The 20,110-nt window shown below is 62.0% G+C and carries 14 protein-coding genes; all 14 read right to left on the minus strand.

The window, feature by feature from the left end:
• Positions 1 to 89: 89 nt before the first annotated feature.
• The gene (tssM, locus tag msub_RS14600) at positions 90 to 3,683 is read right to left on the minus strand and encodes a type VI secretion system membrane subunit TssM (protein ID WP_048496685.1); all 3,594 of its coding nucleotides are present in this window, start codon (positions 3,681 to 3,683) and stop codon (positions 90 to 92) included.
• Between the two features lie 32 nt (positions 3,684 to 3,715).
• On the minus strand, positions 3,716 to 5,161 hold the full coding sequence (tssA, locus tag msub_RS14605; protein ID WP_048496686.1) for a type VI secretion system protein TssA: 1,446 nt from the start codon (positions 5,159 to 5,161) through the stop codon (positions 3,716 to 3,718).
• A 34-nt stretch (positions 5,162 to 5,195) separates the two neighbouring features.
• Positions 5,196 to 5,843 carry a type VI secretion system-associated protein VasI gene (gene vasI, locus msub_RS14610; RefSeq protein WP_048496687.1) on the minus strand — a complete coding sequence of 216 codons (648 nt, stop codon included), beginning with the start codon at positions 5,841 to 5,843 and terminating at the stop codon, positions 5,196 to 5,198.
• The gene (locus msub_RS14615) at positions 5,840 to 7,411 is read right to left on the minus strand and encodes a sigma-54-dependent Fis family transcriptional regulator (protein ID WP_048496688.1); all 1,572 of its coding nucleotides are present in this window, start codon (positions 7,409 to 7,411) and stop codon (positions 5,840 to 5,842) included. Before msub_RS14615 ends, vasI begins: the two co-directional genes overlap by 4 nt.
• 175 nt (positions 7,412 to 7,586) lie before the next feature.
• On the minus strand, positions 7,587 to 10,220 hold the full coding sequence (gene tssH / locus msub_RS14620) for a type VI secretion system ATPase TssH (RefSeq protein ID WP_227506741.1): 2,634 nt from the start codon (positions 10,218 to 10,220) through the stop codon (positions 7,587 to 7,589).
• A 10-nt stretch (positions 10,221 to 10,230) separates the two neighbouring features.
• A complete protein-coding gene (icmH, locus tag msub_RS14625) occupies positions 10,231 to 11,058 on the minus strand; it encodes a type IVB secretion system protein IcmH/DotU (RefSeq protein ID WP_048496690.1) in 828 nt (275 codons plus the stop codon).
• 3 nt (positions 11,059 to 11,061) lie between these two features.
• The gene (gene tssK / locus msub_RS14630; RefSeq protein WP_048496691.1) at positions 11,062 to 12,396 is read right to left on the minus strand and encodes a type VI secretion system baseplate subunit TssK; all 1,335 of its coding nucleotides are present in this window, start codon (positions 12,394 to 12,396) and stop codon (positions 11,062 to 11,064) included.
• Positions 12,396 to 12,929 carry a type VI secretion system lipoprotein TssJ gene (tssJ, locus tag msub_RS14635; RefSeq protein ID WP_048496692.1) on the minus strand — a complete coding sequence of 178 codons (534 nt, stop codon included), beginning with the start codon at positions 12,927 to 12,929 and terminating at the stop codon, positions 12,396 to 12,398. The genes tssK and tssJ overlap by 1 nt, the downstream gene beginning before the upstream one ends.
• Positions 12,926 to 14,236 carry a type VI secretion system-associated FHA domain protein TagH gene (gene tagH / locus msub_RS14640; RefSeq protein WP_048496693.1) on the minus strand — a complete coding sequence of 437 codons (1,311 nt, stop codon included), beginning with the start codon at positions 14,234 to 14,236 and terminating at the stop codon, positions 12,926 to 12,928. Before tagH ends, tssJ begins: the two co-directional genes overlap by 4 nt.
• A 17-nt stretch (positions 14,237 to 14,253) precedes the next feature.
• The gene (gene tssG, locus msub_RS14645) at positions 14,254 to 15,270 is read right to left on the minus strand and encodes a type VI secretion system baseplate subunit TssG (RefSeq protein ID WP_048496694.1); all 1,017 of its coding nucleotides are present in this window, start codon (positions 15,268 to 15,270) and stop codon (positions 14,254 to 14,256) included.
• Positions 15,234 to 17,006: a type VI secretion system baseplate subunit TssF gene (gene tssF / locus msub_RS14650; RefSeq protein ID WP_048496695.1), complete on the minus strand. Its 1,773-nt coding sequence runs from the start codon at positions 17,004 to 17,006 to the stop codon at positions 15,234 to 15,236. The genes tssG and tssF overlap by 37 nt, the downstream gene beginning before the upstream one ends.
• Positions 17,007 to 17,377: 371 nt before the next feature.
• On the minus strand, positions 17,378 to 17,818 hold the full coding sequence (gene tssE / locus msub_RS14655; protein ID WP_048496696.1) for a type VI secretion system baseplate subunit TssE: 441 nt from the start codon (positions 17,816 to 17,818) through the stop codon (positions 17,378 to 17,380).
• Positions 17,819 to 17,821: 3 nt separating this feature from the next.
• The gene (gene tssC, locus msub_RS14660) at positions 17,822 to 19,303 is read right to left on the minus strand and encodes a type VI secretion system contractile sheath large subunit (protein WP_048496697.1); all 1,482 of its coding nucleotides are present in this window, start codon (positions 19,301 to 19,303) and stop codon (positions 17,822 to 17,824) included.
• A 56-nt stretch (positions 19,304 to 19,359) separates the two neighbouring features.
• Entirely contained in the window at positions 19,360 to 19,857 is a 498-nt protein-coding gene (tssB, locus tag msub_RS14665) for a type VI secretion system contractile sheath small subunit (RefSeq protein WP_048496698.1), read from the minus strand.
• Positions 19,858 to 20,110 lie beyond the last annotated feature (253 nt).

The raw sequence follows: 20,110 nt of genomic DNA on the forward strand, positions 1-20,110 counted from the left end.
TCGGGGCTTCGCACGATCCTGTACGAAGTCGCACTAAACAAGGCGCGGCCCTGGCGAAAACATCCCGCTCGCACCAAGGCCAGACTAGTCTAATACAAGCTACGGGGTAAACGGTACCCTGCCAGCAGCTCCTGTGTGAACGGGTTGGTGTTACTGGCCGCATGCAGGCGATAGCGCATGCTGCCATCGTCCACCTGGAAGCGCACGTCAATGGCGCTGCTGCTGACACCCGTGATATCGGCCTTGTCCAGCAGCCTGAACAGGGCCCAGGGGCCAGTCTCGGAAATGCTGCGCGGCGAGCGGTTCACCTGCACCGGCACCAGGGTGACCCGGCTTTCCACCGAATCCCTCAGGGTGTTGGGCCACACCAGGGGAATGCTCTGGCCCGGTCCGTGGCTGAATTCCACCAGCTGGCCATCCAGATTCACCACGCTTCGGCGCTTGTTGGCGGACAGGTTGAGTGGCTCCAGGGCGAACTCCACGTCCAGGGTGCCACTGCGGGTAAAGTACGCCCGGCGAATCCTGTCGGCCTTTTCCAGAGACGCCAGAACATCTCCGCGCACCAGCCCCGCCCGGCGCGCATCGCCAACCTGCTCCGGGTGATCTTCCAGGAACAGCTTCAGGTTTTCTTTGTAGAACGTCTCCAGAATGCCGTCCGGGGCAAAGAACCGCTCAAAGTCCTGCAGCGCCACGTCCCGGCCGGCGTCGGGGTTAAACGGGTAATGCCGGGCCAGATTCTGCTGAAATGGCTGGTACACCTCCCGGTACCACTGCCGCTCGAGTTGGGCAACCGCCTGGTCCAGCACCACACGCCAGCTTTCGGAGGCCAGCCGGTCAAGCAACCGGTTGAGGGGCTGGGGCTGGTTATCGGCCATGCGCCTGAGGGTGAAAATCGGATCTGCGCCCTGCAGCCCCATACGTGCCCGGGCGGCGTTCAGGGCCGCCTTGCCCGTGTCCGGAGCCTCCTGGATGTTGCGCATGTACTCGTGCAGCTCACCCACAACCACCATAATCTGGTCCAGGCCATTGGGCTGATCACCCTGTTTGCGGGTGAGCTGGTTCAGGTCCGCGAACTGTCGCTCGATTTCCTGCAGCATGCGAAAGTGGGGCGACTGCTCAAGCAGTTCCCTCGCCGCCGCAGTTTCGCCCTCGGCCGCCGGTATCAGCCGGGTATTCCGGCGCACCAGCTCCAGCAGCCGGGCCAGTGGCTCATGCCCGCTGGTGAGGCTTTCCAGCAACCGGACCCCATGATTGAGATCCTCAAACCGGTGTATGTCCACTCCCGCGAGTACCGAGCGCCACGCATCGGCATAGTGCTCAGCATACAGGGTTTGCAGGCTGGTCCGGAGTTCCGCCTCATCCGCCTCACTGAAATTGACGTCCTCCCGGCGCCCCAGTACCCAGGCATCAATCAGTGCCAGTTCGGTTACCGAGCCGGACTCCTTCATGAACCATTTCTCCAGGCCTTCGCGGGTCAGGAGTGCGGGAACACGCAACGGGTCCTGTTCGGTGGGCAGTGCTTCCGGCACCGGCTCACCAAACTCATCCACCCGGGTGAAAACCGCACTGAAGGCCGGCCCTGAGGCGCGGGCAATGTCCAGCGGTGCCTGGAATTCTCTCCCGGCCTCGGTTTCCAGATCCCGGTAAACCCGCTCCGGCGTCGGAATTCGCCCCAGTTCGTGCTGGGCCCACTGCACACTGCTGCGGAAAGGCGCCAGTGCCAAATCGGCCGTGACATCCCCATTACCAGCCATCCGGGCCAGATCGGTGTGGGCCATGGCGTATTCCAGGTGCGCCATCAGTCGCTGCTGCATGTCACTCTGGCCCGGGAACCTTTGCTGCCAGTACGCCTGCATGTAGTTTTCGACAATATCGCTACGGCGGCCGCTGGCGTCATACAGCATCCTCAGCACCCGCAGGTGGTCCAGCCTTGCCATGCCGTCATCGGGGGCCTGGCCCATCTCGCCCATCACGCCTAACATCAGCGCCGGAAGGTATTGATAGGCCAGCATGTCAAGGTAGGACGCCTCCACTTCCGGGCCGACCTTATGGCCCTGGTATAGCCCCATATCGCTGATCAGCGGCCACTGTTTGCGGTGATTGCCAAACGCCAGGGTGGCCTCCCGCAGCTCGTCCAGTGGCTGCAGCAGGTTACTTCCGGTCACATCCGGCTCATAACCCACCGGCTGCCAATTGTTGAGGAAGCTCTCGACCCGGGTTTCCACGGCGGTGGCCGCTTCCGCGTTCTTGATGAAATAGTGCTGCCATCCGGCGGTCATGCCGGCCCCGGCGCACACGGCGATCATCGCCGCCACCGCTGCCCGCCGCCGGCGGCTTCGGATTACCCGGCGGTTGTCGCCGGCCAGGCCGGCTTCCGGATAGATAACCCTGGTAAACAGCGTCCGGGTGAACAGGCTGGCTGACTGGCCGGCTCGCTGGGCCGGCTGGATCGGCGCTGCCACCTCATAATTGGCAGCGGCGGCCGTCACGAAAGCATCTTCCGGCACCCCCTCCTGATACACCGAGGTGAAGTAGGTGCCCCGCACCAGGGCCGGGGTGGAGAACGCGTCGGCCGAGAGCAGGTCGGTTAGAAACTGCTCCAGCACCGGCCCCAGGCCAGCCAGTTGGCGGGTGAACGAATAGGCCGCGGCACGGTCTTCGGCGTCCCGGGTGCTGGCCAGCACATCGGGCAGGCGGTCGCTCAGTCTGGTCACGAGGCCGGCGAAGCTGTCGGAAAACTCGGTCAGCCAATCGTCGTGGTCCAGCCCTCCGTCCAGCTCGAAGGTAAAGCCCAGCGCCTGCTCTTTTTCCTGTTTGCCCAGGGTGCTCACAAACGGGCCGAAGCCATAGAGCAGGTCCATTTTGGTGAACGACACATACACCGGCAGGCGCGAGCCAATCTGTTCCATCAATTCGCGCAGTCGGGTGCGCAGAAGAATCGCCTGGGCCTGGCGCTGTCCGGCGTTGGCCATGCTCAGGCTGGCCAGATCCACCGCCAATACCACGCCGTTCAGCGGCCGTTGTGGCCGGTTCCGCTCAAGCCACTGGATAAAATGCGTCCAGAGCCGGTGCTGAAGATCGGCCGAAGAGCCTTCTCCCTGGTTCTGGCTGAGCAGCTCGCCGTCCGGATCGATCAGCACACCGTCATCGCCGATCCACCAGTCAAAGCCGAAGGCATTCCGGTCGGAACGATGGTTGCGGGTCACGTTGGTCAGGGTGTAGGTCTGGCCAGAGCGCTGGATGAGACTTGTTTTACCAGCGCCCTCAAGCCCCATCACCAGATACCAGGGCAAACGGTACAGCCCCTTGCGACCCGGCAGGTTGCTTTTCAGGGCGGCCAGCTGGCGATCCAGCAGTCGCTGCTGCTTGCGCTCCAGCGGAAGAATCGGGTCTTCCTGCTCGCGCTGCTCTTCCGCCTTGGCGACATTCACTTTCCTAAGCCGGCGCGCCAGCGCCAGGCCCCACATCATGGCCATGACCAACACCACGCCCAGTGTCACCAGAGCCCGAGTCTGCCAGGGTGCCAGGGGGAATCCGCCATCGATCTCCCAGCTCGGCCCCAGCCACCAGGTGGCCACCACCAGCGCTATCAGTCCCAGCACCAGTACAACCGGGCCAGCACTGCGTATGAAGGGCAGAAGCCGACGGCCAATGAGTAATGCGTATCTCCACATGGTATCCATTCCTGCTGTTAGTCCTTGGTGTGTTCCGGGAATCAGCCCAGCTTTTCAAGCTGCCTGATCAGGGCGGGTTCCCAGTCCTCAAGAGCCCGCCCGTTGACCTGCGCTTGCAGGTCCTTAATCTGCTGCGCGGCCAGTGCTTTGAAGCCGGCATCTTTCAGCAACCGGGCACTGGCGAGACGCCAGTAGAACTGATCTCTCGGTTCCCGTGCCTCTTGCAACCCGTCTTCCAGAAGCTGCATTGCCTCCGCCAGGCCCCGCTGGGCGACCAGTTCCCTGGCCTTGTCATAGGCCTGCTCCCAGGCATTGGCGGCACTGCCGGTTCCGCCACTGGCCGGGGCGCTCCAGAGCCACTCCTCAGCCTCCGTGGACAAAAACGGGGTTCCGTCATTGAAGGTAAGTTCAGGCAACTGGGGCAGCCGTTCCAGATAGGCCTTGACCGCAACCCGGATAGCCTCGGCACAGGCGGTATTGCCCAGCGCCATCGCCGTCCGGGCGCTTAACCAGTGCCCGTCCAGCCAGAACGGGCTGACTGACAGGCTTTGCTCAATCCGTTGCAAAAGCTCCAGATCCGGTTTTTTTTCCAGCGCTTCGCGGTAGTCCGCCACGCGATCCGCACTGACAGCCGCAAGATCCGTGCGCTGCCCGTCCCGGGTCGGTGGCACCGCGGTAATGCCGTGCCAGATGGCATGACGACGCAGCTGATAGCCGAGGGGCTGGTCCGGATCCGTTTCGGTGAGCATATCGGCCACCTTTAGCAGGCTTTGGCGGGTAGCCCGCTCGTTACCCGGGTCGAGGGTCAGCGACCCCAGCGATGCCGCCGCCTTTGCCGGTTTGTTGTCCTGCGCACCGCCGGCCGGCAGCGGATCGGTGGGCGATGAGGCGGGCGAGGATTCCGGCCGCTCCGGCGCTGCCGTGGCGTCGTTTACCTTCGGCAGCTTGGTGATTGACCGTTTCAGATCCACCAGTGAATCGTCAGGCAACTCCCGGCTGATCGCCTGCTCCGAGAGCCTGTCCAGGAGCTCAAGGCAGAACTCCCGACCGTCGCCGACGCTGCCATCAAACGCGAGGTTATCCACGCTCTTGCCGGCGCGCTGGAGCATCTGGGTGAACATCATCCTGCGGGCCCGCTTGCCACTTTCTCCGGGGTAGGGCCAGGCCTGCTCCCACCAGGCCTCCAGAACCCGATGCAGCAGGTACAGTGACAGGGCGAACCGTTCGCCATCACCACCGCGTTGCAGGGAAATCAGCAGAAAGCCCAGTACTTTCAGATCTTTGCTCCGGTCCGAAAGAATGCTCAGGGCGTCGCTTTCGACCTTGCTCCAGTCGATATCGGTATGGGCCAGCGAGCCAACCTTCATGACCTCGTTTTCCAGGAACTCGAGCGTTGCATCGTCTCTGAGTGCCTCGCCCACGGGCGATTCACCAGGCAGCGTTGAAACGACCTGGTCAACATAGGGATGCTGTTCAATGATCTGCATGGTGCTGTCCTGACTGTTCTGGTTCTGCCTGCATTTACCAGCCGCAAGCGTCTCGTAAGGGTTGGATCGCGACGCGGAATCCGGAGAGGTCAAACAGCAGGCCAGCGATGCGACTGTTGGTGGATTCGATGCGTGCCTCGCTGCTGTTGATCATGGCTTTCACCGTTCGAATAGCCGGCAACCCCCGACCGCCGCTGAGTACAAACCCGTTATCCCGCACCCGCCATATGGCCTGCCCCAGTCCGAACCCCAGTTGCACCCGCTCCTCACTGAGAGCTTCCGGCAGCATCAGGGTGAGTTCCGTAATGTTGTTATGGCATTGGAGAGCCAGCAGCGGCCTGGGAGGTTGCACGCCCAGCGCCGGAACCGTCACCAGTTGGCCTGCGAGCCGCCCGGTATCCCGGTAAACCACCTCGGTGCCGCCATTGCGCTGGTCCAGGCCGGCGTAGGCCTGGCGCCAGCGTTCGGATCGCCGGGCATCGGGTGCGGAGCGTTCGGCTGAGGGTTCCGCCAGCGGCGTACCGAAAACCTCGTCAAAACAGGCCAGCCGCTCAAGCCGCTGAGGCTCGGTTGTGCAGAGCCTGGCCTGATCAAGCTGACCGGCCATGGCCTGCGGCAACAGGAAAACCGGCAGCAGTGCGATGAGCAACCGGGTGGGCAAAGGGACTGTCCGGGAAATCATGAATCCGATACCTGATATTTCAGACATTTATGAGCCAGGGTGCGCTTGGGCAAGCCCAGGCTTTCTGCCGCCTGGGCGCGGTTGCCACCATACTGGCGCAGGCGTTCACGGATTATTGCCGCTTCAAAGGCCTGGGATGCCGCTTTCAGATCCCGGATCTCGTCCACGGCAGGCATGTCTACGGCGCCGCCGTCTTCGACATGGCAGGGTGGGCGATTCCAGGCGCCGGGTTCGCCGAAAAGATCATTGAGCCTGAGGACTTCCGGCTGGATATCATCGCCGCCAGGGGTCTGAAGGCACGCCAGTTCTATGATGTTGCGCAATTCCCGAACGTTGCCGGGAAAGTGGTAACCCGCCAGAAGGTGCAGGGCGTGACTGGAAATGCCCATGGGGCCAGCACCCTCACGTTGGGTGTACAGCCGGATAAAGTGACGGCTCAGGGCTTCGAGGTCGTCGGGCCGTTCCCGCAAGGGGGTGATTCGCAGCGGGAACTGGCTCAGACGGTAAAACAGGTCGCGCCGGAAGCGGCCCTCTTCAATACCCGTCTGCAACGGCTGGTGGGTTGCTGCCACCAGGCGAAAATCCGAGCGCTGTTCTTCCCGGGCGCCCAGTGGACGGAACTGCCGGCTTTCCAGCACCCGGAGCAGCTTCGACTGAAGGGCCATGGGCATGTCGCCGATCTCGTCCAGGAACAGGGTACCGCCATCGGCCTGGGCCAGGAGGCCCTGTTTGTCGCTGTCCGCACCCGAGAATGCGCCTTTGGTATGGCCAAAGAGTTCGCTTTCCAGCAGGGTTTCGGGGATAGCGGCGCAGTTGACCACAACCATGGGGCCCTCGGCCCGGTCGGACAGTTCATGAATACCGCGGGCCACCACATCCTTGCCGCAACCGGTTTCGCCCTGCACCAACACCGACAACTGGCTGCCGGCAGCCCTCACGATCTGCCCCCGCAGCCGGGTTATCGCCTCGGAGTTGCCTACCAGTGTTCGCGCCAGCTGTTGGCAGCGGGTGCGGACCGTTTCGGCGTCATTCAGGTGGTCCAGGGAGCGCTTCAACAGGCGGCGCTGCCAGATCTGGTCGCGGCTTTGTAGCTGGCTGATCCATTGATGAACGAGTAGCTGCCGGAGACCCGAATACAGGGGCTGGCCGGTAATCCCTTGCCAGTCGGGTTCATCCCGGCAAAGCACGAGCACACCGAGGGTTCGGCCATCATCGCCCTTCAAGGGTTCGAGCCAGAGCGACCGCGGGCGGTCACTGGCATCGAACAGGGCCTGGAAGCCGCCATGATCCAGGCGGTAGCTGGCGGCACGGGTCAGTTCCCGGGCTTTGCCGGTTTGCAGCACGTGGGCAAAGGGGTGGCTGAAGTCGCCGCAGTCGAATTCGCCCAGTCCGTCGAGGCCGCTGCAGTGCAGGGTTCGACCACTGAGGTCGAGTTCGAGAGCCCAGCAGCGGGTCAGGCCGAAGGTGTTTTCCAACTGTCGTGTGGCGGTGTTAAGCAGATCCGGCAGGTTGTCCTGCTGGATCAGGGCCACCGCCAGGTCGATGCCGGTGTGCAGTTCCATCTGCATCCGTCCCATTCTTCCTTTCCCTGTTAGGTTGTTGTGGAGTTCGCCGACCGCGCAGCCTGCGGGGTGGCTTTCCAAAACACGCTGTGAATACATCCTTGTGCGCTCCGCTCCGCCATCCATGGCTCCGCAGGGTTTTGGAAAGCCACCCCGCAGGCTACGCTACGCTTCAGTTGCCCTAGGCAACAGTGCCTACGAATCGATGCTCATCGACCCCCAGAGTCACCTTTTTCACCGGCTCCCTCGCCGCCAGTTTCTCCAGCAACGCCAACGAAACCGGCGGCAACAGCTCACCTTCTATGATCGACTCAAGCATCCTTGCGCCGTTTTCACTTCTTGTCGCACGGCTGCGGATGGCTTCGATCAGGCCGTCCTGCAGTTCCACTTCGGTGTGGTAACGGGCCTTGATCTGGTCCGCCAGCCGCTGGAGTTTGTCGCCGACGATGCGGTTGAGGGTTTCCTCTCCCAGAGGCAGGTAGGGCACCACTTCCATCCTTGCCAGCAAGGCCGGTTTGAAGAAGTTGGCCAGTTCCGGATAGAGGGCTTCTTCCAGGCTGGCCGGGGACTCGGCGTGATTGACGATGGTCTGGTAGCCAAGGTTGGAGGTAAGGAAGAAGACGACGTTTTTGCAGTCGATCAGTCGGCCTTCGCCGTCAGCCAGTTCGCCCTTGTCGAACGCCTGGTAGAACAGGTTGAGGACTTCCGGATGGGCTTTTTCGACTTCGTCGAGCAGGACCACGGAGTAGGGTTTCTGGCGGATGGCTTCGGTGAGGATGCCGCCTTCACCGAACCCCACATAGCCCGGGGGCGAGCCGATCAGCCGGGAGACGGTGTGTTTCTCCTGGTATTCGGACATGTTGATGGTGGTGAGGAACTGACGACCGCCGTAAAGCAGTTCGGCCAGTTGCACCACGGTTTCGGTTTTACCGACGCCGCTGGGACCCACCAGCAGGAAAGCGCCCATCGGCCGGCCGGGCCTTCGAAGGTCGGCACGGGCGGTGAGCAGATGCTGGTGCAGGCAGTCGATGGCGCTGTCCTGGCCCTTGATGTGGGTCTGGAGGTACGCCGGCAAGTGGGTGATTTTTTCCAGTTCGTCGGTGGTCATGCGGTTGACCGGGATACCGGTCCAGTCGGCGATCACTTCCGCCACCTGGCGGCCATCTACCCGGGCGTGCACCAGCGGTTCGTCGGACTGAAGTTTGGCCAGCTCCTGTTCAATGGCCGCCGCTTCGCTTTTCAGGTCCGGACGTTCTTCGTTGTCGGCTTCCGGGTCCAGGCCTTCAATGGCATCGGCATTTCTTTCACCGGCCAGCAACTGTTCACGCAGGGCCACCAGGCGGGTAACCAATTCGCGCTGGTCGTTCCAGCTCTGTTCCAGTTCTGCGATCTCGTCTTTCAGCGCGGCGATGCGGACTGCCAGTTCGCTTTCCCGCTCGGTATCCACGGCCTGGCCGAGGGTGTGTTCGCGGCTAAGCAGGTTCTGCTCCATCGCCAGTTGGTGCAGCACGCTGCGCACGTGGCTCAGGCGCCGTGGTGGGGTACTCAGGTTCAGGCTCACCCGGGCGCAGGCGGTGTCCAGCACATCGATGGCTTTGTCCGGTAACTGGCGGCCAGCCAGATAGCGGGCGGACAGGTCGGCTGCGGCTTTCAGGGCGCTGTCGGCGATCAGTACCTCATGGGCTTTTTCGTAGACGGTGCGCAGGCCGCGGAGAATGTGGACGGCCTCGCCGGGGGTTGGCTCGTCCAGCGCCACCGGCTGGAAGCGACGGCTCAAGGCGGGGTCTTTTTCGAAGTACTTCTTGTATTCGCGCCAGGTGGTCGCCGCGATGGTGCGCAACTCGCCCCGGGCCAGGGCCGGTTTCAGCAGATTGGCGGCGTCGGATCCACCCTCGCTGTTGCCGGCACCGATCAGGGTGTGAGCTTCGTCGATAAACAGGATGACCGGCGTGGCGGACGACTTGACGGCTTCGATCACGCCTTTGAGGCGCTTCTCAAATTCACCTTTGACCGACGCACCGGCCTGCAATGCGCCCATGTCCAGCGTCCACAGTTCCACGCCGGCCAGGCGTTCCGGCACTTCACCGTTGACGATGCGCAGGGCCAGGCCTTCCACCACTGCGCTTTTGCCAACTCCGGCGTCACCGACCACGATGGGGTTGTTCTTGCGGCGGCGGCAGAGGATATCGATCATCTGGTCGAGTTCGGCGTCCCGGCACACCACCGGGTCCAGCCTGCCTTCCCGTGCCAGTCTGGTGAAGTCGGTGGCATAGCGCCTGAGTGGATCCAGGTTGGTGTCCGCCAACGCCGGCTTCGGCTCACCCGGCTCCAGCTCCGGCCGTTCGGTGGACCCGGCGGTCAGGGTATCGAACTGGCGGCGCAACTGCTCCCGGTTGATGTCCCGGAGCGGCTGGCTGACCCGGGGCATCAGGTAACGGTCTGCGTTCAGCAGCAGGGCCAGAAACACCGCCCCGGAACGCAGTTGCCGGTGACCCAGTTCGGTGGATGCCAATAACCAGGCGTCCTGCAGCAGGTCGACCAGCAGCGGCGAAAACGATGGGTAGGGCTCCGCGGTCTGGGGCTCGCCGTTGAGGCTCTCGCCCACCAGGGGCTGAAATTGCTGGTAGTTGATGCCGGCATGCTCGAGAATCTGGCGCACGTCGGAAAACGGCGTTTCCAGCAGCTTGAACAGCAGGTGGGCCGGAGTGATTTCCGCACCCTGGCGGCTGATGCAAAGGGCCGCGGAGGCTTCCAGCCCCTGACGGCAGATGTCGTTGAGGCGCCCGATCAGCGCCGGCAGTTCTACCCGAATCACAGTGATATCCTTATTTAGGCAGTTGTTCCAGAACGCGGAGCACATCCCTGATGCGATCATCCAGCGCCATGTTGTAGAGGGTGTAGATTCCGGCCATGGCGGCGATGAACAGCCCACCAATGCCCCAGAGGGGCAGGCCATTGCGCAACCGGTTTCGGGCCGGTGTCACATTTGCCTGCGCGTCCGCCAGCATGGCTGGCTCCTGGTCCTCGCGCAGGGCCTTCAGAAGATCATGGAGCCCCCGCAGGATCTGCTCGTATTCGTCCCGGCCGTTGTCCATCACCTTGTAGCGTCCTTCGAAGCCCAGGCACAGGCACAGGTATATGAACGACAGCATGTCCCGGTAGCGTTCCGGCTCCTTTTCCATGCGCGCCAGGATGGCAAATACCTTCTCACCGCCCCAGGTTTCGTTGTGAAAGCGGGACAGCAGGGAATGTTGGGACCAGACACTGTGGGCGCCCCAGTCGGTGCCCAGCACCGCTTCGTCAATGAATGCACAGAGCACGTAGCGGTAGGCCACCACCGTGGGCCGCTCATAGCCCTGCTCCACCAGCTCCCGGTCGATGGCCGCCACGTCATCGACCACTCGCTCGTAGAGGTTCTCCACGTTCCGGAAATCCGCCAGCCGGCGTACCCGGATCACCAGTCCCAGCAGGGGTGTGGCGGCGTCGATGAGCCGGTTGTCCTCCAGCCCCCGAAGCTGGAACGGCTCATCGCCAAAATCCTGGCCAGGTGCTTCGCTCCGGCCGGCCTGACCGGCAAACATCAGTTCACTGAATGCACTGCTGCCGGCGTGCCTGCTGCCATTGGGTAAATCCATTACCTGTGCATCTGCCATGATCTAACTCCTGATTGCCCAGAACTGCATTTCCATGCCCGGGAAACTGCCGGCCACGTGGAAGGCAAAGCCGCTGGCATTGTCGAGCATCTGCCAGGCCTGGCTCTGGTCGTCGAGCCGAAAGTACACGAAGCCGGCGTGATACGGTAGCTGCCGGGGCGCCACCGGCAGTGCCGACAGCGGTATACCCGGCAATTGCAGGCTGATGAGATCCCGTATTTTCTCCACCGAGGCGACCTTGCACTGCTGGGTGAACTGCTTGCGCAGGTCGTCCAGGGGCATGTCCGCTTTCACCGCCAGGATGAACTCGGCGCCACGAATCAGTTGGCCGTCCTGTACCGGCGCCACCGTCAGGCCGTACTGGCGTTGCTGCAACTGAATGGCCAGTGCCCGTGGCTCCAGCACTGTGCTGAGCGACTGTCTCAGAACCTGCATCAGTGGCGTGAAGCAGTCTTCCGGCAAGTCATGGTCATAGGCGCCATACTCCCTTGGCAGGCGGCCCTCCTCGGTAAAGGTCACCAGTTCGCCGCACAGTTCCAGCAAGGCCTCGTAAAGCCGCTCCGGATGCAGTTGCCGCAGGCGGGCCAGGTGCAGGAACCTCGGATGGGCGCGGTTCAGCATCTGCAACAACATGAAGTCAGCCACGTCGGCAACGCCACCCTGCCCCGGTGCTCCAACGCGTTCAGCGATATTGCGCGCACGTTCTCGCATCAATCCGGCCATTTCACCGACAAACCGCTGCAAACGCGGCGCCGACCGCACGCTCAGCATGGTCGGCATGAAGTTCGGGTCCATCACCAGACTGCCGTCCGGGCGCTTCTCCAGAATCCGCCCGATGGCCAGTGCCGCATAGGCGCTGCGGTCGTCCCGCTCCAGCATCAGGCGGGGAGCCACCCGGGCCACATCAATGGTATGGGCATCGCCATCCACCGAATGCAGATCGCGGATCTCTGTGCTCTGGGCCCGAAACCGGCCGGCCACCGGGGCCTCCGGCCACTCCACCTCAGCCAGGCTGTCGCTGCCCAGGGGCAGGGCCAGGTAGACCACCTGGTTGGCCACCGAGGCATCGGCAATTTCCAGGGGCTCCGGCATCGCATCGTCCTGGGGCAGGTTGAAGCGGGTGCCGTCCGGAAACAGGCCCGTGGCCCGCACAAGGCCCACGCGACCGAAACTCAGGTACTCGGCGTTCAGCTCCAGATCGCTGAAACCATAGAGGAAATCGGAGACCGCCAGGGCCCGCTCGTTAATCTGGTGCTCCAGATATCTCTGCTGTTGCTGGAAGTGCTGGGGCTTGATGAACAGGCCGTCACTCCAGACCACTCGATTGGTTACCGCCATCAGGTGTCATCCGAATGCTTGAGTTGAACTTCCCGCGCCCGCAGATTGACCAGCAGGTTGTAGTCGCCGCCGATGGGATCAACCTTCACCACCTTTTTCCACTGGGACAGGTTCGGGTAGGCATAGAAGGCAATTACGCCGATAAACCGGGTGTCCGCGCTGATTTCAAACGGTTCGATAAACTTGAACTGGCCGGGCACCAGGGAATAATCACTGTGATCCACGTAGTTCTGGCCCAGTGCCTCCTCCAGGTTATTCAGTAACTGGTCGAAATCGCCCGCCATCAGCAGCGAACTGTCGCGCATCTCAATCACCTGGAAAGCGATCGGCGTGGGCGCCAGGGATTCGTTGGGGTTCACATCCGGCTCCGCGACCATGGTCAGCCCCACCCGGCTGGGCAGATCCTCGGGGTAGCCCACGGGAATATCGGGGTCCCAGAGCACCTTGGCGGTTTTGGTCACCGCGTTGTATGGCGTGCTGCATCCGGCAAGCACAAGTACGATAGCCAGCAAGCTCCATTTGCAGGTCTTCACAACAGATTCTCCCTTTGTAGTTGGCGCAGGTGTTGGTCGTAAGCCTGGTCGAACACCTCCTGGAACAGGCGCTCGAAACCCTGTTGACGACTGGAATTCAGTTCCCGGTAGTAATGCTGGTACATGTCCCAGGCCCAGCGGCCTTCATCCTCATGCTGCTGGAGGCCCCGGCGATAGCCGTGAAAACGGCGCAGCAGGGCGTCCGGAGAAAACGCGTGCAGGATGGCTTCCAGGGCTTCGCGGATGGCGGCCCGGGTGGCCAGTTGATGGTGGTTCAGGCTCTGGAGGCTCTCCCGCACGGCCGCCGGGGCAGACAGGTGCACCGGGCTGCGTTCGCTGGCGAACAGCGTTTGTACCGTCTGTTGATAATCATCCCCCAGGCGCAACGGGTTGTCCTCAATGGGCTGCAAACGGGTGCGCAGGGCCTGATGCCGGCTGTCCTCACCCTGGTGCAGCGCCAGCAGGCCTTCCACCGTAGCCTTCAGGGTCTGCCCTGCTTCCTCCAGAAACACCTTCATGTCGTCGCTGTCCGCAAACGCCAGTTCAGTCGCCATGCCCCGCATCAACGGGGCGCCGCTGATGTGCGTGCGGCTCTGGTCCGGGCTGGCCGCCCGGTGGACAGCGCCGGTTCGTGACTCAGACATCCTGTTCCGTTCTCCCTGTTTGACCGGCAGACCCACCGCAACATCACGGTTGTCCCGGTATTCATCGGTTACGTCCGCCTCGGCGGCAAACCAGGACGATTCACTCGCCATCAGCGCCTTCTCCTCGCATGTGTTCCCCGGGTTGGCAGTCGGCCACAGGGACATCGGATCGTCACTGACCACTTCCCCGGCGGCCGGCGCCAGCCCCTCCAGGGGTTCCGCGGCGGCGATGCCCAGCTCCCTGGCCCGATCAAGAGCCCCCTCGGGCACGTCCACAAGGCTGCGGTCATCGGCGGCAGCCTCTTCCAGCGGTAACTCCGGCGGCGCCTCCGTCAGTTCGGCACGGATGCGCAAGCGGCCAATACTGACGGTATCGCCATGGTTCAGGCGGGCCCGGCGCCCCCGGCCCACAGGCTGACTGGCACTGTTGATAAAGGTCCTGCCACTGCGATCGATCAGGCAGAACCCGCCGTCCAGGAACCGGATTTCGGCGTGTCCGGCAACCGCGCCGGTGCGCTGTGCCGACAGACGCCAGGTATCGTTGGCGGCGGTACCGATGGAACCGCCCCTCGGCCCGAAACGGTGCTCGACACGTTCGCCACCCCGGGTAGTGGTCGGGTTGGTTACCGTCAGCTTCAGGCTGACTGCTGATTGCTCATCCATACTGGGTCCTGCCCTGTTTACCGGCGAATCTGAAGTCTGACCGCTGGGCGGTGACGGGCCTTGCCGGGCGTTACAAAAGAATTCCAGCCCAACCGGACATCCTCACCCAACCGCATGGGCCGGATGTCCTTCGGGCGCATCTGCAGCTCCAGGTCGTAGGCCAGTTGTTCCCGGGTGGTGAACTCCACCAGTTTGACCAGGCGCTGGTGATCCCGGCCATTGGGCAGAAAATCGGCAAAACGCCGGCGGCTGAGATTGCGCAGGCGCAGGATAAACTTGCCGCTGCGATCACGAATGGTGGAGCCGACCAGCGTGTCGTTACCCAGGCTGGCATTGGACCGGCCCAGGCGGGTTTGCTGATCATCGGCAATGCGGACCTTGCGCAGCACCCATTGTTCGATGCTGACATCGTCCAGGTCGAAGCAGTGGCAGACGATGCCACTGACCACCTCCGGCGACCGGCTGCGGCCCGCCATCAGCCCCGCGTAGGCCAGCATTTTCGACCAGTTCACCGGCGTGGCTTCCCGGAGCCGGTTGTCGCCCAGACCAACCAGCGCAAACACCAGCTCGGAAAACCCGTCGGAGGCGCCAGGCTGGAAACGCACGTAGTAACGGTACTTGCGCCATGCCCGGTGAAACAGGGTTACCAGCCGGTGGTTGAAGAAATCGAGAAAGTGACGGCGGATGCCCAGATTCTGGCCCGCTTCCCAGGCCAGATCCTCCAGGTAATAGCCTGGCAGCGGCGACTGGGAACCGTGTAGTCCCAGGAAGCTGACTTCCATCTGGTAGGGCGCATGTTCGTGCTCCGGCGACAGGGCCGAAACCACGTCGCTACCCGGGAATCCCAGGCCGGCCGAGGCAGAGAAGCGTATACGCTCCTGGCGGGGCTGATCATCACGGTTCCGCTCGAGATCATCCCCATGATGCCGGTGAATCAGGTCCACCAGCTGGAAAAAACTGTATCGCCGTGCATTGCCCAGGACGGGTTGCAGCTCGGCTACATCAGCGGCTGCTGACCTTGCTGTAACGTCCATGTGTAGCGTTCCTGATTGTCGGTATTCACCACTTCCAGTTGGTGAAATGCATTGATACTTGCATAAAGTGCAAAGAACTGGCTCAGAACCGTACCGAACAGGTAGAGATCGCCCTCCGAGGCGAACGCCTGCTGGTCCAGCTTCAGCACGGAGCGGATGCCTCTCACCGGCAGCCCTTTCACCATCCGGTCCACCGGGTTCGTCTCGATGCCGGTGATGCCGGCCATCCGTTTCTGGGACACCCGCTCGGCCTGGCGATCCACCAGGGCCCGGAAATCATAGACTCGCAGCACCGTTCGCAGGGCATCCACGTCCAGCATCGACAGGTAGTTGAGGGACAGATTCGAGATCAGTGTCCACAGCAGGCTGCCGTCCAGTGTCGGCCGCAGGGTCGCGGTCGGCCGGGTAATATTGCTGAAGGTAGCGAAGGCTGGTGTGCTCTCGGTGGCCATGCAGATTTCGCCCACCGCCAGTTGGCTTGGCAACTGCCGGTTAGTGCAGGTCAGTGTCAGGGAAATCGCTTCCTGCCGGCTCAGGCACTCGGATTCGTCACCCCGGACAAACGACATGTAATGATCAAATCCGTCACCGCGCACGCTGTCCCGCGCCCGAACCCGGTAGTACAGGGCGGTGCGCCCGCGGTCCCGTTCCACCTCATGCTGAAAACTCTCGAAGGCGGTGTAGATGCGGGGCTCTCCGCGGCCGGACCGACCCTCCAGCCAACCTTCCACCTGCTCGATGCTGAATACCTCGTAGTGGTCCGGCGAGCGGCTGGATGGTGAAATCCGGTACTCGGTCTGGCGGCCGTTCAGGTCCACCGGCTCGCCTTCGTGGGTAAACAGGTTCACCGCCGGGGTGCAGTAGAGTTGGAAATTGTCTTCCCGCACTTTCGCATCCGGCGGCAATATCCGGCTGAAATGAAAACGCAGGCTGATTTCGTCCGCCTGCACCGCCGGCAGTCGCCGCGCCAGGCCGTGGATGTCCACGAAACGAAAGGCCTCGGGGAAGCTGAGATACTCCTGCAGGATGCGATACCCCGGATAAGCATTCTTGGGGTACGGCAGCAGCGCTTCGTCATTGCCGAAGCCTACCGGCTGCAACAGTGAGGCTGGCAGGCGGTATACGGATTCGCCAACCACTAGTTCAACCCGTTCCAGGTAATGGTTTAACCACAGGAACAGGGTTTCGGAAACATGACTCTCGCCTCCGAGGTAAAACCGCAGACTATCCATACCCAAAGTCGACAAGGGCTGATCGGTATGCAGCGCAAGGTCCACGGTGACAGACGATACTTCGCGTGAGTGTTCGGCATGGGCCGCCGCAACGCTGACCGGAAACACGTCGACCGCCCGACAGGTCCGGAACCGGCATTGGGTCTGGCGCGTGGCGTCACCCAATGGCCGGCTTTTGATTTCAGTGTGCCGCTCTACCCGCTGGCCTTCACTGATGGCGTGCACCTGCGGATCAAAGCGCATGATGGTGCAACTGGGCACCGGGCGCAGGTAATTGGGCCACAGCATGTTCAGCAGCGAGTGGGTAATCTCCGGAAACTCGTCTTCGACCTTTTCGCGGAGCTTGCCGGTCAGGAAGGCAAAGCCTTCCAGTAGCCGCTCCACGTCCGGATCGGTGCTCTGCTCGGAGAGGAACCGGGTCAACTGTGGATGGGCATCGGCGAATTCCCGGCCCTGGAGCCTGAGAAAGCTAAGCTCGTCCCTGTAAAATCGATTTAACTTCATCGTTACTGCACCTTGTCTGGCTCCGAGCAGGGGCGTGGTTGGTCTTTCCAAAAGACGCTTCGAGCCCCCGCAAGCGGGTCCGGCCAGCAATCGCAGATTGCTGTCGTTCGGCTGTCGCATGAAGCGTTGCTTCATACCGCTCGGCCTCACCCATGGGACGCTTGGGCTCTGCCATCCATGGCTCCGCCCACTTTTGGAAAGACCAACCACACCCCCGCTCTCATCCTTGCCTTCAAAACAATCCGGAGCAAATACCACTCAGGTTTGCCGGAGGGGGTGGGGATGCTTTTCTGGCGGGAAAAAGATGTCTGAGCGAAGCGAGCTGTTTTTCCCAGAAGAAAAGTGTCGCCACCCCCTCCTATCCCTGCTGTCTAAATCACGCGGTAATACCGCTTGTCATCCAGTACCAAATCTATGGTTGTTTTATCGTCTTTGTCACTGACGTTCAGATAGACCGTCACCTGAAACCGCAACTGCAGCGGGTCGGGTCCCTGGGGCAGATTAACCACATCCACCCGCTTCACCCTGGGCTCGAACTTCTCGATGCACTGCCGTATCGCGCCGCGGATCTGAACACTCAGGTCGTGGGTGCCGAGCGTGGCGTCGTTGAAATCCAGCAGGCCCAAGTCCGGTACGCTGGCACTGTTGCCCGGATGGGCATTCAGCAGGCGGACCAGGTGGCGCTTGATGGATTCAACAACGTGGCTAACCTCTCCCATGCTGTCGCCAGCCGGCGCGGCTGCCTGTTCCAGGCGTTCGAACAGGCTGCCGGTGCCGGCCTGCAATCCGTCGCTGGCCGGGTGATGGAACACGGATTAATCCTTGTCCAGCCGGCCAACCAGTGACAGTTCGAAGTTGGCGCCCATGTACTTGAAGTGCGGACGCACGGCCAGGGAGACCTGGTACCAGCCCGGATCGCCTTCCACGTCGGACACGGTCACCTGCGCGGCACGCAGGGGGCGACGGCTGCGGACATCGGCGGGCGGGTTTTCCTGGTCGGCCACGTACTGGCGAATCCAGGTGTTGAGTTCCCGCTCCAGGTCCTGACGTTCCTTCCAGGAGCCGATCTGTTCCCGCTGCAGTACCTTGATGTAGTGAGCCAGACGGTTGACGATCATCATATAGGGCAGTTGCGTACCCAGCTTGTAGTTGGTTTCCGCTTCCTTGCCTTCCTTGGTGTTCGGGAACTGCCTGGGTTTCTGCACCGAGTTGGCGGAGAAGAACGCGGCATTGTCACTGCCCTTGCGCATGGTCAGGGCGATGAAGCCTTCGTCGGCCATTTCGTATTCACGACGGTCGGTGATCAGTACTTCGGTCGGGATCTTGGCTTCAAGCTGGCCAAAGGATTCGAACATGTGCACCGGCAGGTCTTCGACCGCACCGCCGCTTTGCGGACCGATGATGTTCGGGCACCAGCGGTACTTGGCGAAACTCTCGGTCAGCCGGGTAGCCAGCAGGTAGGCGGTGTTGCCCCACAGGTAATGCTCGTGGTCGGCAGACACCTCTTCCTTGTAGTTGAAACTGCGCACCGGATTTTCGGTGGGGTCGTAAGGCACCCGCAGCAGGAAGCGTGGCGACGTCAGGCCAAGATAGCGGGCGTCTTCGGACTCTCGCAGGGACCGCCACTTGGCGTATTTCGGGCCTTCGAAAACGGCTTTCAGCTCCTTGATGGCCGGCAGTTCCTGGTAGCTGTCGACGCCGAAGAACGACGGCGCCACAGAGGACAGGAAGGGAGCGTGGGCCATGGCGCCGACGGAAGTGACATACTGGAGCAGCTTCATGTCTGGCGTGGACGGGGTAAACGCGTAGTTACCAACCACCGCACCCACCGGCTCGCCGCCGAACTGGCCGTATTCAGTGGAGTAAATGTGCTTGTAGAAGCCGGCCTGGGTAACGTCCGGGGCAAACTCGAAATCTTCCAACAGCTCGGTCTTGGTGGCGTGGAGGATATTGACCTTGATGTTCTCGCGGAAGTCCGTCCGGTCGACCATCAGTTTCAGACCGCGCCAGGAGGATTCCAGCTCCTGCAGCTTGGGCGCGTGCAGGATTTCGTCCATCTGGGCGCTGATCTTGCGGTCCAGCTCAACCACCATCTGGTCCACCAGCGCCTTGTTGACCGGCTGGCCTTTCTCATCACTCTTCAGCAGGTTGGCTATAAACGTTGCCACGCCCCTGCGGGCGACATCGTAACCCTCATCCGCCGGCGCCATGCGGCTGTTGGCCATAACCTGGTCCAGGAGCGAACCTTCGGCAACGGATTCGGAGGCAGCAGATTGCTGCACAGCAGTATCAGACATACCACATCCCTTCAGTACGTTTTGAATTAAGTCGGAGATTGTCAGCGAGTGTTCGCTTACTCGGCGCTGTCGGTGGCCAGTTCCAGTTCGGCCAGGAGCCTGTCCCGGGCGTCATCGTTGTCCAGCAGTTCCTGCAGCTTGGACCGGAACGACGGCACGTTACCCAGTGGGCCTTTCAGGGCCACCAGGGCTTCCCGCAGCTCAATCAGCTTGTTCAGTTCCGGGACCTGACGGGCAACGCTGTCCGGGGAGAAATCATCCAGAGTCTGGAATTCAAGGTTTACCGGCAGTTCGTCGGCGCCCTCATCCAGTTTGTTGCTCACCGTCGTGGAAAGGGTCAGGCCGGCTTCCTTCATGACCGAACGAAAGTTGTTCTTGTCGACGGAAATGGCCTTACGGTCTTCGATGGGGGTTTCTTCGGCGTGTCCCTTGAAATCGCCAACCACGAACATTTTCAGCGGCAGCTCGGTTTCAGCCTGCTGATCTCCGGTAGCGGGGACGTACTTGATATTGATGCGCTCTTTCGGCGCGACGGAACCGTCTTTAGAAGACATGCGCTTGCTCCCTGTGCAAATCATTTGCAATTGTTCAATCCCTTGTACGCACCGTCCTGGCGCGTAACGGTCGAAACTCTACACATGTCAGTCGCCTTCCTCAAGCAAAAACTGGCCAGAATTGTTCCGGAATGTGCGCTCGGGCAAGCTTTTGCCAGAACCCTCGGGCTTTCCGTTTCGCCGCGGATGCACGGAAATTCAGCCAATGACGGCGTGCAACCGTGCGACTATACTCGCCCAATTGCCCTGCCCA

The organism is Marinobacter subterrani, assembly GCF_001045555.1.
GTDB lineage: Bacteria > Pseudomonadota > Gammaproteobacteria > Pseudomonadales > Oleiphilaceae > Marinobacter > Marinobacter subterrani.